This window comes from Paenibacillus sinopodophylli (assembly GCF_005930355.1).
Classification (GTDB): domain Bacteria; phylum Bacillota; class Bacilli; order Paenibacillales; family Paenibacillaceae; genus Pristimantibacillus; species Pristimantibacillus sinopodophylli.
In genome coordinates this window covers 1-15,560 of record NZ_VDBO01000016.1, presented here as the reverse complement: position 1 = coordinate 15,560, position 15,560 = coordinate 1, and the positions used below count along the sequence as shown (strand labels likewise).

The window sequence follows — 15,560 nt, the reverse complement described above, 5'->3', positions numbered from 1 at the left end:
ATTAGACTCATGACATGAGATCTTTATGATATGCATTTATCCCATGAAGAGACGTAAGCAGGCAGCCATAGGCGATATTCGTCGTTTACGCTCGGAGGAGCCATGATGATTCCTAGATATTTAGTCGATGTGCAGCTAAGTGAGCTGCCTATAGTAGAAAAAGATGTAATCGTCATCGGGGCCGGCATTGCCGGTCTTTTTACCGCTATACGGGCAAGTGAAAACAATTCCGTCCTCATGATCACCAAGAAATCACTGCTCGACAGCAACACACGTTATGCGCAGGGCGGCATCGCTGCTGTAATCTCAGATGAGGATTCACCGGCTTATCATAGCCATGACACTCTTGTGGCGGGCGCTGGCCTATGTTCGAATGAAGCCGTTGATATATTGGTGCATGAGGGTGCCAAAGGTGTTCGCAGCTTAATTAAGATGGGAACCCAGTTCGATCTGGAGAATGGCGAGTTCGCCTTAACGAAAGAAGGCGCTCATAGTCAGCGACGTATTCTTCATGCTAATGGTGATGCTACCGGCTTCGAGATTGTACGAGCGCTTTCCGAAACGGCCATTGCAAATCCTCAAATTGAGGTGTGGGACGATCACTTCGTCATTGATTTGGTTACGCAAGATGGCGTATGCTGCGGAGCTATTGTGCAGAAGCCGGGCGGGCAGCGTTTATTCGTGAAAGGCAAAGCGGTCATACTCAGCTCAGGCGGGGCTGGACAACTATATCGCTATACAACAAATCCAGAAGTCGCTACAGGTGACGGTATTGCGATGGCATACCGGGCGGGAGCGTACATACAAGACGTAGAATTCACACAATTTCATCCTACTTCGCTTTGTTATCCAGGTGCCCCGAGATTTTTAATCTCGGAGGCTGTTCGCGGTGAGGGCGCATATCTTCGCAATATAAAGGGAGAACGATTCATGGAGCGCTATCATGAGCAGCTAGAGCTCGCTCCTAGGGATGTTGTCGCGCGTGCGATCGTAAGCGAAATGGAAGAGACCAAATCAACCTTTGTTTACATTGATATTACGCATGAATCAGCGGAGATGGTCAAGCATCGTTTCCCAACGATATATGAATACTGCTTACGATATGGTCTTGATTTGACTTCAGACTGGATTCCGGTTGCGCCGGCTATGCATTATATGATGGGCGGAGTAAAAACAGATTTGAATGGGGAAACGAATATTAAACGCTTGTTCGCGTGTGGTGAGGTTTCTTCGACCGGCGTGCACGGCGCTAACCGGCTTGCAAGTAATTCACTGTCTGAGGCGATCGTGTTCGGCAGACGGATTGTTAAGCGAATAAATGATCTTCCGAATCATTCGGTTGTACCGGTCATTGATCATGAAACAGAACGCAGCAGTACATCTATTCAAGCGGTTGTTGAGAGACGGCTGAAGCTGCAAAAAATTATGGTTCGTTATGCAGGATTGCGCCGCGATGGCAAAGGGCTTACGAAGGGACTTGAGGAATTGAAGCGGCAGCTTCCGATCTATCAGTCTGTGCTGACTGAGCGTGAGGAGTATGAATTTGCTAATCTGCTTACTTGTGCCTTGCTGACTACGGAAGCGGCCCTATCGCGGGAAGAAAGCCGCGGTGCTCACTATCGAGAGGATTTCCCGGCTCGTGATGATGAGATGTGGAGAAAGCATACGGTGTTGCACCGTCTATATGGACTGACGGAGGAGTGGATAGAGGATGTTTGAATGGACGGCAGGCGGTTATGATACAGCAGTACGCGAGCAGATCCGCGGCTGGCTTGCAGAAGATATAGGAAGCGGTGACATCACAACAGAGACGACGATTCCTAGAGAATCTCGCTCTACGGCCGTAATTCATGTGAAAGAGAGCGGTATTATTGCAGGACTTCCCATTGCCAAGCTTGTATTCGAGGTTGTGGATGCATCGCTTGTATTCCATCCCCATGTACAGGACGGCGATCAAGTGGACAAAGGTACAGTTCTGGCGACCGTTGAGGGCAGTACGCACAGCTTGTTGATTGGAGAGCGCCTTGCGCTTAATCTGATGCAGAGGCTGTCAGGTATTGCGACCAAGACTCGTACGTTTGTTCATGCGCTTGAAGGATTGCCGGTTAGATTGGTAGATACGCGCAAAACAACGCCTGGTCACCGCATGCTGGAGAAATATGCCGTTCGGGTAGGCGGTGGAGCCAATCATCGTTTCGGTCTGTATGATGCTGTCATGATTAAGGATAACCATATTAAGGGCTCTGGCGGCATTCGCGAGGCTGTAGAGGCTGCGCGCAGCAAAATTCCGCATACGATGAAGATCGAGGTTGAAACGGAATCACTTGAGCAAGTAGCTGAAGCGCTGGCTTGCGGGGCAGACATTATTATGCTGGACAATATGACTCCGGCCTTGATGAAGGAAGCGATCGTACAAATTAAGTCAGTCTCGCCGCATGTCATCATTGAAGCATCGGGCGGCGTTTCGCTGGAGACGATTAAGGGTATTGCAGATTGTGGCGTCGATGTCATTTCGGTTGGAGGATTGACTTATTCCTTCCATGCGCTAGACATCAGCCTAGATCTGAATGCGAAGAAGGGTGGGGAATCGTTTTGATCCTCGTCATTGACGTCGGAAATACGAATATCGTGCTCGGCATCTACAAAGGAAAAGAGCTCCTTCATCATTGGCGGCTGAGTACGAATCGTTCAGCGACAGTAGATGAATATGGGATAAATATTCATAACCTGTTTCATTATGCAGGTGTGAAGCTGGAGCAGATGGAGGGCGTTATTATATCTTCTGTCGTACCTCCTCTGATGCGAACGTTAGAGCAGCTTTGTTTGAAATATTTGCGAAAAACGCCGTTAGTTGTTGGGCCGGGTGTGAAAACCGGATTGAATATTCGTTATGAGAATCCGCGTGAAGTGGGAGCCGACCGGATTGTCAATTCAGTAGCGGGCATTGACAAGTATGGCTCGCCGCTTATTGTTGTTGATTTCGGTACTGCAACGACCTTCGATTACATTGATGAAGGCGGTAACTACCTAGGTGGGGCAATTGTACCGGGTATCGGCATCTCAACTGAGGCGCTTTACCAGCGCGCGGCTAAGCTGCCGCGTATTGAGCTGGTTAAGCCAAAGAGCGTTATAGGACGCAATCCTGTAACATCCATGCAGGCAGGTATTATATTTGGCTATGCGGGTCAAGTCGATGGCATCGTCAAACGTATCCGAAGCGAATTCGGTGTCACGCCGCGTGTTATTGCGACCGGGGGGCTGGCGGAGTTAATCGCTTCTGAATCGGAAACGATAGAAGAAGTTGATCCTTTGCTGACGCTTGAAGGTCTTCGAATCATATACGAACGCAATCAGGAGGGATAATAATGGAAAACCAGCTGAAGGACGTGCTGGTACGAGGTACGGCATGGAACGGAAAAATTCGAGTGTTCGCGGCTCGCACGACTCAGCTTGTTGAGGAGCTTCGCCGAAGGCACGGTACCTTCCCTACAGCTACGGCTGCGTTTGGCCGGACATTAACGGCGGGAGCCATTATGGGAGCTATGCTGAAGGGACAAGAGAAGCTGACCATTCAAGTAAAGGGCGATGGGCCGATTGGCCAAATCGTCGTTGATGCGAATGCGGACGGAGAGGTTCGCGGCTACGTCGATCATCCTGAGGTACACTTGCCAAGCAATGCGCATGGCAAACTGGATGTGGCAGGTGCGGTTGGGACCAGTGGATATCTGCATATCACCAAGGATTTGGGGATGAAGGAGCCTTACCGGGGCAGTGTACCAATCGTATCAGGAGAGCTTGGGGAGGATTTCACTTATTATTTTGCTGTATCGGAGCAGACGAATTCTGCTGTTGGGCTCGGCGTGCTGGTGGACACGGATAATAACGCCGTACTAGAATCAGGCGGGTTCATCGTGCAGCTTATGCCAGGACTAACGGATGAGGAGATTACGCAGCTGGAGCAAGCGTTAGCATCCATGCCTCCTGTAACGACTCTTCTCTTTGAAGGAGAGACGCCTGAGGACTTGCTTAGGCGGATTGTCGGCGACAACGACTTGCAGATTCATGCTACGATGGATCTCAAGTTTCAATGTTTTTGCTCATCCGAACGTGTGGAGCAGACGCTTCTCAGCTTAGGTGAGCATGAGCTGCAGCAAATTATTGATGAAGACGGAAAAGCGGAAGTCGTTTGCCAATTTTGCAACGAAGCGTATGTCTTTGAACGGGCTCAGCTGGAGCTGCTGCTAGCTCAAGCGAAACCGAAGCCGATCCAATAAATTGGAGGCCTTAGGGGTATGAGGAAATACGAGGTGCTTAGAGCCGTTGTTATCCTTCAAGCCGTTTGTATGGTCGTGCTGACGGTAGTTGTTATCGTTAAAGTATGGCCGGGAAATGAGCGGCAGCTGGGTAGTCAACCGCCTGCCAATGTCGGAAGTGAAGAAGATCCTGCTGATTCCGCTGGAGTGGACGCTTCGGAGCAGGATGACGGGCGTCGAATCGTTGCTAGGGTAGGTAAGGATACGATTACAGCGGCTGAGCTGCAGGGCGAGCTCTATAAGCAATATGGCGAAGCGACATTGCGGTCTTTGATGGTTCGCAGAGTTATTGATTTGGAAGCAGAGGGATCTGAGCTGAGCATAACTGCAGATGAGCAGACCCGCGAGCTGGCCAGGATGGTTGAGGGCTATGAGAGTGAATCGCGCTATTATGAGGTGATGCTGGAGCAGCTTGGGATGAGCAAGGAGCAGGTGCTTGAGGATTTACGCTACCGTCTGCTTATGGAGAAAATGATCATTCGCAGTGTCCATATAACAGATGAAGAGGTAGATCGTTATATCGCTGATCATCCAGAAGAGTTTGAAGCAAGAACGCAGCTTCATCTACAATGGATCATGACAGAGTCGTTGAAGGAAGCGAACTCTGTGCTTGAACTGCTTGCAGACGGCGAGGAGTTTGCTCTGCTCGCGCGCACGTATTCGGTAGATGCTTTTACGGCGGATGCCGGCGGCGACCTCGGCTTAATTGATGTGGATGACCCCTTTTATAATGCAGAGATTCTAGAAACAGCCAGCAGGCTTCAGATTGCCGAGATGGCAGGTCCGATTAAGGTGGATGGGGGCTATGCCGTCATTCGACTTATTGAACGCCAAACGACTACCGCCATGTCGGGCCGAAAGCTGCACGACGCTGTGCGCAAACAACTGGCACTTGCGCAGGGCGATTCGCTTGCTGAATTGGAAGATGCGCTGCTCGGCAAATATGATGCGACAAAATTGGAATAGTCAGTCTTAAAGGCAACGTTTTCAATAGAGTGAGAAAGTCACTATTGACAATGTCTACAAGACATTGATAAGATGGAATTAGTGAAAATACCAACTGAATTAGTCGGAATAAGGAGGCAGTTATTTCCATGGCCAAAATTGTGAACAGTGTTCTTGATCTTATTGGTGATACTCCGTTAGTTCGTTTAAATCGTCTTGTACCTGAGGGCAGCGCAGAGGTTTATGTGAAGCTTGAGTACCAGAATCCAGGCGCAAGTGTTAAAGACCGTATTGCAATCAGCATGATCGAGGTAGCTGAGCAAGAAGGAATTATTAAGCCAGGCGATACCATCATTGAGCCTACTAGCGGTAACACAGGAATCGGACTAGCACTTGTAGCAGCAGCAAAAGGCTATAAGGCTATCCTTGTTATGCCAGAAACAATGAGTATTGAGCGTCGCAACCTTCTTCGCGCTTATGGTGCAGAGCTTGTATTGACGCCAGGTTCAGAAGGAATGAACGGGGCTGTTCGCAAGGCTGAAGAACTTGCAGCGGAGAACCCTAACTACTTCTTGCCGCAACAATTCAAAAACCAAGCTAACGTGAAGGTTCACCGTGAGACGACTGGACCTGAAATCGTTGAAGCAATCAATTCCCTTGATGGCAAATTGGATGCATTCGTAGCAGGTATCGGTACTGGCGGTACCATTTCCGGTACTGGCGAGGTTCTGAAGAAAAACTTTGAAGGTATCAAAATTTACGCAGTTGAGCCTGCGGCTTCGCCAATCCTATCGGGCGGCAAGCCAGGCGCACACAAAATTCAAGGTATCGGTGCAAACTTCGTACCTGACATTTTGAACCGTGAAATTTATGATGCTGTTATAACGATTGAGAATGATGATGCATTTGACTATGCTCGCCGTGCAGCCAAAGAAGAAGGTATTCTTTGCGGTATTTCTTCTGGAGCAGCGATCTATGCAGCATTGCAAGTAGCGAAGGAGCTTGGTGCTGGCAAACGTGTAGTAGCGATTGTTCCGAGCAACGGCGAACGTTACCTGTCCACTCCATTGTTCAACTTCGAAAACTAATTTTATATACGTGTACCAAAGCAGCCTTTCATTCCTCGGAATGGAAGGCTTTCTTTTTACTTGGCTATTCGGTATACTGAGCAAAATAAGTGATGTTTACGGGGGTAGAAGGTGATGGTCACCGCTATGGAGCAGTGGACTCGGTGGCACGCCGAACAGAAATATACAACGTTGCCGCTGGTTGTGGAACTGCCTTTTCAGCTGGAGCTTCGGGCAGGGGTCTTATCTTGGGAAGAGGTGTGGCAAGATGCTTCGCCATACGCATTCGTACTAGAGAGCGGCAAGGACGGTCGTTATACGTATTTGGGATTGCACCCAGACGCTGTTATTCGCGGAAAGGGCGTATCTGCCGAATCAGTAGCCTTTCAGTCGCTGGAGGAGCAAAGCAAGCGCAAATGGAGCGGGAGCCCGCTTGAAGTGGTGCGTGAGTGGATGAGCGGCAAGACGGGACCAAGAGTTGTAGATGGGCCGAAATGGATTGGCGGCTGCGTCGGATTCTGGGGCTATGACATCATTCGTACGATAGAACGTTTGCCGGTGCTGGCATTGGATGACCTTAGCATACCGGATTATTTGTTCATGCAAATAAATGAGCTGTGGATTATCGATCACGCCAAGGAGAAGGTTTATTGCTCGATTCATACTGGGATTGAGCTTGATGCCGATGAGCAAGAGCTGAGTGCAGCTTATGAAAGAGCGTTGTCGAGAGCGGAAGGCATGACTGATTATTGGCTGACCTGGTTCGACGAAGAAAAGGCTAAGGTGAAAGCGGAATCGATGCGTAAGAAGCGGCAGCTGCTGCTCGCGGACGATCAACTGCAGATGGAGCTGCCGACACTCGCAGATATTACGTCACCTTTTCCCAAAGAAGCCTATATGGAGGCTGTTCTTCAAATTCAGCGCTACATTGAGCAGGGTGACGTATTTCAAGTGAATTTGTCTGTCAGGCAGAGCAAGGAAGTTGCTGCTCCACCCGAGGAGCTTTATGAATGGCTGAGATTAGTTAACCCCTCGCCGTATATGGGCTTTCTGCGTTGTCCGGATTTTCAACTGGTCTCCGCCTCGCCGGAACTGCTTGTTGAGCTGAAGGAAACCAAGCTTGTGACAAGACCGATTGCTGGTACGCGCAGGCGCGGGAATGACGAGGCTGAGGATCAAAGACTGGCTAATGAGCTTCTGTCGAATGAGAAGGAGCGAGCCGAGCATATTATGCTTGTCGACTTGGAGCGGAATGATCTGGGACGAATTTCGGCTTATGGTACGGTTAAGGTAGAAGAGCTGATGGTAATCGAGCAGTACTCGCATGTGATGCATCTGGTATCACAGGTGGAAGGGCGCCTAGCTGAAGGTAAGGACGCTTATGATGTGATTTCCGCTACTTTCCCGGGAGGGACCATTACGGGAGCTCCTAAGATTCGTACGATGGAGATCATTGAAGAGCTGGAGCCTGCGCGCAGAGGTCCTTATACGGGTTCGCTTGGATGGATTGACTACAATGGCGATATGGAATTTAATATCATTATTAGAACGATGGCGCTTCAGGACGGAATTGTTCACATTCAAGCGGGCGCGGGTATTGTGATTGATTCTGATCCAGAGCGAGAGTATAAGGAGTCCTTGAGCAAAGCAAAGGCGTTATGGAAAGCCATTCAATATAGTGAACGCTTTGCGGCCCATGGACAAGCAGCAGAGCCGGATAGAGGGGGAGCCTTAACATGATATTAGTAATAGATAATTATGACTCTTTTACGTACAATCTCGTTCAATATTTGGGTGAGCTTGGCGAGGAAATAACGGTGAAACGCAATGACGAGATTGATCTGGCGGGAATCGAAGCTATGGCGCCTGACCACATCCTGATTTCGCCGGGACCTTGTTCGCCCAATGAAGCAGGGATTAGTCTGGCGCTTATTGAGCATTTCAAAGGAGTCATTCCTATATTTGGCGTCTGCTTAGGTCATCAATCCATTGGACAAGCCTTTGGCGGGGAAGTCGTACGCGCGGAGAAGCTTATGCATGGCAAAACCTCGGCGATTCATCACCAAGGGAAAGCTACCTTTGCCGGATTACCATCGCCATTTACAGCTACGCGCTACCATTCTCTCATCGTGCGCCGTGAAACGCTGCCAGATTGTCTTGAGATTACAGCGGAAACAGAGGAAGGTGAGATTATGGGTCTTCGCCATAAGGAATATCCGATTGAAGGTGTACAATTCCACCCTGAATCGATTATCACGGAGCATGGCCTTACGATGCTTCGCAATTTCTTACAAAACCGGACGGGCGCTGTACGATGAAAGTCGGACTGAACGGCTCCGTTCTGGAAGCAAGCGAAGCCGTGATCTCTGTTTATGATCACGGTTTTTTGTACGGCATGGGCCTATTTGAAACCTTTCGTACCTATGGTGGAGTACCTTACCTCTTGGATCGGCATTTGGATCGTCTGCATGCAGGTTGTGAACAACTTGGCATCCGTTATCAGACTGACCCTGAGCAGCTTATCGCCTTGTTGGAGGAATTGCTGAAGGCAAATGAGTTAGAGGATGCCTATATACGTATGACCGTGAGTGCAGGAGAGTCAGAGCTTGGATTGCCGACGGGTGATTACGAGCGGCCGAACGTGCTCATTCTAGTAAAGGCTTTGCCTCCAGCGAATGATGCGGTTCATATGCACGGAAGGGAGCTGCGGCTTATGCATACGCGGCGGAACACGCCGGAAGGCGATGTTCGCTACAAGTCCCTCCATTATATGAACAATATTATTGCTAAGCGTGAGCTTCTATCGAGCAAGGCCTCCGTGGGGGCAGAAGGATTAATGCTCAGCCATGAGGGTTGGTTGGCAGAAGGCATCGTCAGCAATTTGTTTTTTGTCAAAAACAATGTCATATACACACCAGCCATCTCTACAGGCATATTGCCAGGCATTACACGGGGGCGAGTGCTGGAACTAGCCAGTAGTGCGGGCTTGTCAGCAGAAGAAGGCTTATATAGCCGGGAACAGCTGCAGCAGGCGGATGAGATTTGGCTGACCAATTCGATTCAGGAGCTTGTACCTGTCACGAGGTTGACTGATACGATGGGTCAAACTCATGTTGTCGGAAGCGGGGAAGCGGGAGCAATAACGAGGCAGCTTTTATCGATGTACAGACAGTCTACGACTGCGAATGAGATGAACGTATCAACTCGCACGGCTATAAGGGATAATGCTTAGCGAATACAATGAAACTGGAGGATTCCAAAATGAATCAACGCCCTGCTTTTCATCATAGAACCTATGATTTCGGAGGGGGAGCGACGCTTCAACTGGGCAAGCGCACGCTGATTATGGGCATTCTGAATGCTACCCCCGATTCCTTTACGGATGGCGGCCGCTATATGGATATTGATGCTGCAGTTGCTCACGCAGAAGAGATGGCGAAGGACGGTGCGGATATTCTGGATATTGGGGGAGAGTCTACCCGTCCTGGATTTGAGCCGGTCAGTCTTGAAGAGGAAGTGCGGCGCATTGTTCCTGTCATTCGCGCCGTACGCCAAGCGCTGCCTCATATGCCGCTGTCTATTGATACGTATAAAGCAGAGACCGCTCGCCAAGCGCTTGAGGCTGGCGCTCATATTATCAATGACATTTGGGGCCTGAAGGGTGATCCTAATATGGCATCAGTCGCGGCAGAGTACGGCTGTCCAGTTATAATTAGCCACAATCGCCATGCTAGGGACTATAATGCTTTGGTTCCGGATGTGCTTGCTGATTTGCGTGGAAGTGTCAGCTTGGCACGGTCTGCTGGCGTTCAAGAGAATCAAATATGGCTTGATCCGGGTATTGGTTTTGCCAAAACCTATGAAGATAACTTGGAGATGCTTGGTCATTTATCGGAGGTTGCCTTACTGGGTTATCCGGTGCTGCTTGGTACTTCTCGCAAGGGATTCATTAGACAGACATTGAATCGCCCCGTTCTGGAGCTAGTTGAAGGGACTGCTGCGACTGTCGTCCTTGGCATTGCACAGGGCTGCCAAGTGATGCGTGTTCATGACGTTGGCGCCATCAAACGCGCTGCACTCATGGCAGACGCCATCGTATACCGCGGCTAAATAAAAGGTAACGCTTATGCCGATTAGAAACGCTAAAATGTTGGGAGAGTAGTTTAATGGACAACATGAGTATCAAGGGAATGAAGTTTTATGGTTATCATGGTGTATTTCCTGAGGAGAACAAGCTCGGACAGAAGTATGAAGTGGATGTTGAGCTTACGATGGATTTAGAGCAGGCTGCTATAACCGATGACTTGGCCTATACGGTCAATTATGCTGAGATACACGCGCTGGCCAAAAAGATAGTGGAAGGCCCTCCTTTCAAGCTAATAGAAGCTTTGACAGGTCACATTGCAACACGGGTACTGGAAGCTTATACTATGGTAAATGAAGTGACGGTTCGAGTAACCAAGCCAAACCCGCCGTTTGATATCCATTTTGACGGAGTAACGGTGGAGCTGCGCAGAAAGCGGGACGCTGATGGACGAACAATTCCCGCATAAGGAAGCAGAAGCTTATATTGCCCTAGGCTCCAATATGGGCAATCGTGAGCAATTGCTGTTGTCTGCAATTAGCCTGCTGGACACTCATCCAGATGTCAGAGTGAGCTCGGTATCCGGCATGTATGAGACGGATCCGGTTGGCTACACGGAGCAGCCTCCTTTTCTCAATATGGTTTTGGCTGTGCAAACGACACTCTCTCCGCTAATGCTGCTAAGGCAGCTGCTTCAATTCGAACAGCAATTAGGAAGAGTTCGACAAATACGTTGGGGACCTAGAACCATTGACCTTGATCTGCTCCTATATGATAATGTCAGAATGGATCAAGAGGAATTAACCTTGCCGCATCCGCGCATGATGGAGCGGGCGTTTGTCCTGGTGCCGCTGCATGATGTTTTGGATTATTCGCATCAGCTGCAGCAGGAGGTAAGCGCAGCGTCCAGGGTGGCGCTTTTGGATGGAAAGGAAGGCATCACGTTATGGAAAACAATCAATTGGCGCAGCGCGTCAGAGCCTTTCGAAAGCTGAAGGGATATACACAGCAGGAGCTGGCCAAGGAACTTGGCGTATCGGTGGCCGTTCTCGGATCGTTAGAGCGCGGAACAAGAAAGACAGACCCTAAGCTATTAAGTCATATTGCCAAGACGCTAGGTATCAGCTACGAGGAACTTATGTCTATTGATCGTGAATAGCGTTGCTGCAGGAATAGGATAAGAATGCTAACCAATTAGTGCGCTGGGTGCAAGGCCGTAAGCGTTCACGGACGCACTTGAGAGCAGTTGTATTCGGGCAAGGCGAATTGGGACATTATAAAGGATGTCAAAGAAGCGGTATCTATTCCCGTTATCGGCAATTGACGTTAATTAGGCCAACCGACACTGTTCGACAAAAGCCGCTATCATGCGGCTTCTGCTGAAGTTTATCCCATCGTAACGGTTTTAATGGGTCAGCTGGCTTTGATTGACATTCAGAGTGCCTTGCAATATAATCGTGCAATATAATCTAACGAATACATCAAGAGCGCTTCAAACAACTGTAGGTATGAGGATCAGGAAGCGTAATATATTAGGTATCAGTGAATTCATACAAGGTATGAAAAATTAGTCACATGACAGGAGAATCGGAAAGATGAACGATAAGCAAATCATTCTGACTCAAGAAGGGCTGCGCAAGCTCGAAGATGAATTAGAGAATTTAAAATCGGTCAAGCGTCGCGAGGTTGCCGAACGTATTAAAGTAGCCATTGGTTACGGTGATATAAGCGAGAACTCCGAATACGAGGATGCGAAGAATGAACAGGCGTTTATCGAAGGACGCGTACTTACCCTTGAGAAAATGCTGCGCAATGCGCGTATAATAAATAATGATGATATCGACATTGATACCGTGAGCATCGGTTCGATTGTGACGGTTGAAGATATGGAATACGGCGACACCATGGAATATTCCATTGTAGGTACAGCAGAGGCAGATCCGCTACAGAATAAGATTTCCAATGAAAGCCCGGTTGGGAAAGCGATTCTAGGCAAGAAAAAGGGAACAGTTGTCGAAGTCAGCGTACCTGTCGGCATCATTCAATACAAAATTCTCGACATCAAAAAATAAGGTTTGCTATGTGCGGATTAGAAAGCTTCCTTGTGGGAAGCTTTTTGAACGTTTAAAATATAAGAACGTATATTTCATGACGATGCGGCGCTTATATTTTATCGGAAAGTGGGATTTTACCGCAATTATCTGGCCGCAGCCGCTTATGCTTGCCGAATGATCAAGGAGATGAAAGAAGTGGAACATGAAAACAATGAGCAAGAGCTAAGTGAACTCTTGCAAATTCGTAGAGACAAATTGGATGAGCTTAGAGGATTAGGTGTTGATCCTTTCGGACGGAAGTTCGAACGGACACATAACGCTAAGGATATCGTACAAGCTCATGAAGAACACAGCAAGGAAGAGCTCGAAGGACTGGCTGTTTCGGTTCGTATTGCTGGTCGGATCATGCAAAAACGTGGAATGGGCAAAGCTGGATTTGCTACTATTCAGGATTTGAGCGGCAAGATCCAAATCTATGTGCGTAAAGATACCGTTGAAGAGCATAAGTTTGCTGCATTCGATCTTCTCGATATTGGTGACATTATTGGTGTGCAGGGTGTTGTGTTCAAAACAAACACAGGCGAGATTTCGGTCAAGGCACATGACATCGAGGTTCTGACTAAATCGCTTCTGCCACTGCCTGATAAATATCATGGCTTGAAAGATGTAGAGCTTCGTTACCGCCAACGATATGTTGATCTGATCGTGAATCCTGACGTTCAACAGACTTTTATTACACGTTCCAAAATCATTCAATCGATGCGTCGCTACCTGGATTCCCGCGGCTATCTAGAGGTTGAAACGCCAACTTTGCATTCCATTGCAGGCGGAGCGGCAGCACGTCCGTTTGAAACGCATCATAATGCGCTGGATATGCAGCTTTATATGCGTATCGCGATTGAACTTCATTTGAAGCGTCTGATCGTTGGCGGCTTAGAGAAGGTGTACGAAATAGGTCGTGTATATCGTAATGAAGGCATGTCGACGCGGCATAACCCGGAGTTTACGATGATCGAGCTGTATGAGGCTTATGCCGACTACAAAGATATTATGGCATTGACGGAGAACGTTATTGCACATATCGCACAAGAAGTTCTTGGTACTACACAGATTACGTATCAAGGCCAAGCGATTGATTTAACACCGCAGTGGCGCCGTGTAACGATGGTTGATCTGGTAAAAGAAACGACGGGCGTTGATTTCGGAGTAGAAATGAGCGACGAAGAAGCACATCGCTTGGCTAAAGAACATAAAGTTGGGGTTGACGCGCATATGACCTTTGGTCATATCCTGAATGCCTTTTTCGAGCAGTTCTGTGAGCATACTCTGATTCAGCCTACCTTTGTAACTGGACATCCCGTGGCTATTTCGCCACTTGCTAAGAAGAGCGAAGCTGACCCGCGTTTCACAGATCGTTTCGAGTTGTTTATTGTGGCTCGCGAGCATGCTAATGCTTTCACCGAGCTTAATGACCCTATCGATCAACGTGAACGGTTTGAATCACAGCTAGTTGAGCGTGAGCATGGCAATGACGAGGCTCATGAGATGGATGAAGATTTTATCCGTGCATTAGAATATGGCATGCCACCTACGGGCGGGCTAGGAATCGGAATTGATCGATTGATTATGCTATTGACGGACTCGCCTTCAATTCGCGATGTACTGCTGTTCCCACATATGAGAGACCAACGCTCTGTTGAATAAAGAAAATGAAGGAACCGTCTGGCTTTTTGCGCAGGCGGTTCCTTTTATTTGGCTGATAACTAGTTTGAGCGTCAAAAAGTCTTATAATCTATCGAAATATGAGATATATAAGAGATGACCTATTGATTTGCTAGTTTCATATGGTATATTAGAACTATAAAGCAGAGCACGATAATGGCAAACCTATCGAAAGGTGGGGACGCAAAGCTAAAGGGCCTTCCGAGAGATGGCAGCCAGCTACCGAATGGACAAGCTTTTTTTATTTTCACAGACATTCATTTAAAAGCTTCACACGATAACGGCAAACCTATCGAAAGCTAGGGACGCAAAGCTAAAGGGCCTTCAAGAGATGGCAGCCAGCTACCGAAAGGAGTTTTTTTCATGCGTAAATTCATTCTTCTAATCGCGGCTTTTGTTCTATTTGCTTCTATTAATGTGACTGTTGCTCAGGCAAGCGAAGCTGATACATGGTTGGATACGACTAAACTTAACAATGGAATCGTTGCTATTAATTATCCAGTCAATGCTAAGGTGAAAACAAAGCTTATGATTGCTAAAGGTCAAACGAACTATACGTATAACCTAACCAGTGGAAAAACTGCGGAACAATTTCCGTTGCAACTTGGTAACGGACAATATACAATTTCGGTTCTCGAAAATGCGTCGGCTAACAAGTACAAGCTAGTTGCGAAAGACACCGTAACACTTAACTTGAAAGATAACAAAGTCTTATATCTAAATTCCATTCAAAATATTAACTGGACAGATACAAGCAAAGCGATTCTCAAAGCCAAAGAACTAACAAAAAACAAAAAAACGGATAGCGAGAAAGTAAAAGCTGTCTATGACTACATCATTACAAACATTAATTACGATAATCAATTGGCTGCTAATCTTTCGGTGGATTACCTGCCGAGCATTGATCGCACTTTCCAATCGAAAAAAGACATTTGCTACGGTTATGCAGCATTGTTTGCTGGAATGCTTCGCAGCTTGGACATTCCGACTAAGCTGATGATGGGTGAATCGACGTATGTAGATGTTTACCACGCATGGAATGAAGTATATCTGGATGGCAAATGGGTAGTTGTTGACACAACAGTAGATGCAGGACTCAAAAAGGGCAATAAGAAATATGACCTGATTAAGGATGCTTCGAAATATACGGTTGCCAAACAATATTAAGAATAAATGGACGAGCTTGGCGTGAAGACGCTTAGCTCGTTTTTTGTATGTTCTTTCATTAATGTACCTTCGTGTATAATGGGCTGGAGTAGTTGAAGGAAATGGCTAGAAAAAGAAATAGTAAATTAAATAAAAAAACACTTGCAATGGGATAGGCGCCTATGATATATTATCTAGGTCGCCAACGAGAGACACGGTCGACACGAAA

Annotated in this window: 16 protein-coding genes, 1 pseudogene and 2 riboswitches; all 17 genes and pseudogenes read left to right on the top strand. The window is 47.8% G+C overall.

Features of this window, described 5'->3' with window-relative positions:
- Window positions 1-105 precede the first annotated feature (105 nt).
- The 17 genes and pseudogenes from nadB to FGT79_RS27220 all read left to right on the top strand — a co-directional run bounded on the left by nadB (window position 106) and on the right by FGT79_RS27220 (window position 15,352).
- Window positions 106-1,719, top strand: a complete 1,614-nt coding sequence (nadB, locus tag FGT79_RS27300) for an L-aspartate oxidase (protein ID WP_138756076.1) — start codon at window positions 106-108, stop codon at window positions 1,717-1,719.
- Window positions 1,712-2,596, top strand: coding sequence for a carboxylating nicotinate-nucleotide diphosphorylase (nadC, locus tag FGT79_RS27295; protein ID WP_138756009.1), 885 nt, complete (start codon window positions 1,712-1,714; stop codon window positions 2,594-2,596). The genes nadB and nadC overlap by 8 nt, the downstream gene beginning before the upstream one ends.
- Window positions 2,593-3,363 (top strand): type III pantothenate kinase, encoded by a 771-nt coding sequence (locus FGT79_RS27290; RefSeq protein WP_138756008.1) that lies wholly within the window; start codon window positions 2,593-2,595, stop codon window positions 3,361-3,363. Before nadC ends, FGT79_RS27290 begins: the two co-directional genes overlap by 4 nt.
- A 2-nt stretch (window positions 3,364-3,365) precedes the next feature.
- Window positions 3,366-4,274 (top strand): Hsp33 family molecular chaperone HslO, encoded by a 909-nt coding sequence (gene hslO / locus FGT79_RS27285; RefSeq protein WP_138756007.1) that lies wholly within the window; start codon window positions 3,366-3,368, stop codon window positions 4,272-4,274.
- Window positions 4,275-4,292: 18 nt separating this feature from the next.
- Complete coding sequence (locus tag FGT79_RS27280) at window positions 4,293-5,279, top strand: peptidylprolyl isomerase (RefSeq protein ID WP_138756006.1); 987 nt, start codon at window positions 4,293-4,295, stop codon at window positions 5,277-5,279.
- A 128-nt stretch (window positions 5,280-5,407) separates the two neighbouring features.
- Complete coding sequence (cysK, locus tag FGT79_RS27275) at window positions 5,408-6,346, top strand: cysteine synthase A (RefSeq protein ID WP_138756005.1); 939 nt, start codon at window positions 5,408-5,410, stop codon at window positions 6,344-6,346.
- Window positions 6,347-6,460: 114 nt separating this feature from the next.
- A complete protein-coding gene (locus FGT79_RS27270) occupies window positions 6,461-8,065 on the top strand; it encodes an anthranilate synthase component I family protein (protein ID WP_138756075.1) in 1,605 nt (534 codons plus the stop codon).
- Window positions 8,062-8,643: an aminodeoxychorismate/anthranilate synthase component II gene (gene pabA, locus FGT79_RS27265; RefSeq protein WP_138756004.1), complete on the top strand. Its 582-nt coding sequence runs from the start codon at window positions 8,062-8,064 to the stop codon at window positions 8,641-8,643. The genes FGT79_RS27270 and pabA overlap by 4 nt, the downstream gene beginning before the upstream one ends.
- Window positions 8,640-9,557, top strand: coding sequence for an aminodeoxychorismate lyase (pabC, locus tag FGT79_RS27260; RefSeq protein WP_138756003.1), 918 nt, complete (start codon window positions 8,640-8,642; stop codon window positions 9,555-9,557). Before pabA ends, pabC begins: the two co-directional genes overlap by 4 nt.
- A gap of 29 nt (window positions 9,558-9,586) precedes the next feature.
- Window positions 9,587-10,435 carry a dihydropteroate synthase gene (folP, locus tag FGT79_RS27255; protein ID WP_138756002.1) on the top strand — a complete coding sequence of 283 codons (849 nt, stop codon included), beginning with the start codon at window positions 9,587-9,589 and terminating at the stop codon, window positions 10,433-10,435.
- A 56-nt stretch (window positions 10,436-10,491) separates the two neighbouring features.
- The gene (folB, locus tag FGT79_RS27250; protein WP_138756001.1) at window positions 10,492-10,878 is read left to right on the top strand and encodes a dihydroneopterin aldolase; all 387 of its coding nucleotides are present in this window, start codon (window positions 10,492-10,494) and stop codon (window positions 10,876-10,878) included.
- Complete coding sequence (folK, locus tag FGT79_RS27245; protein WP_138756000.1) at window positions 10,856-11,404, top strand: 2-amino-4-hydroxy-6-hydroxymethyldihydropteridine diphosphokinase; 549 nt, start codon at window positions 10,856-10,858, stop codon at window positions 11,402-11,404. Before folB ends, folK begins: the two co-directional genes overlap by 23 nt.
- Window positions 11,356-11,568 carry a helix-turn-helix domain-containing protein gene (locus FGT79_RS27240; protein ID WP_138755999.1) on the top strand — a complete coding sequence of 71 codons (213 nt, stop codon included), beginning with the start codon at window positions 11,356-11,358 and terminating at the stop codon, window positions 11,566-11,568. Before folK ends, FGT79_RS27240 begins: the two co-directional genes overlap by 49 nt.
- A gap of 42 nt (window positions 11,569-11,610) precedes the next feature.
- Window positions 11,611-11,730 (top strand): annotated as a pseudogene (locus FGT79_RS27235) (tRNA-dihydrouridine synthase); the annotation flags it as partial.
- A gap of 274 nt (window positions 11,731-12,004) precedes the next feature.
- Window positions 12,005-12,481, top strand: a complete 477-nt coding sequence (greA, locus tag FGT79_RS27230; RefSeq protein ID WP_138755998.1) for a transcription elongation factor GreA — start codon at window positions 12,005-12,007, stop codon at window positions 12,479-12,481.
- A gap of 177 nt (window positions 12,482-12,658) precedes the next feature.
- Window positions 12,659-14,167, top strand: a complete 1,509-nt coding sequence (lysS, locus tag FGT79_RS27225) for a lysine--tRNA ligase (RefSeq protein ID WP_425465049.1) — start codon at window positions 12,659-12,661, stop codon at window positions 14,165-14,167.
- Between the two features lie 166 nt (window positions 14,168-14,333).
- Window positions 14,334-14,412: riboswitch (cyclic di-GMP riboswitch) on the top strand.
- Window positions 14,413-14,457: 45 nt separating this feature from the next.
- Window positions 14,458-14,535: riboswitch (cyclic di-GMP riboswitch) on the top strand.
- Between the two features lie 13 nt (window positions 14,536-14,548).
- Window positions 14,549-15,352 carry a transglutaminase family protein gene (locus FGT79_RS27220; RefSeq protein WP_138755996.1) on the top strand — a complete coding sequence of 268 codons (804 nt, stop codon included), beginning with the start codon at window positions 14,549-14,551 and terminating at the stop codon, window positions 15,350-15,352.
- Window positions 15,353-15,560 lie beyond the last annotated feature (208 nt).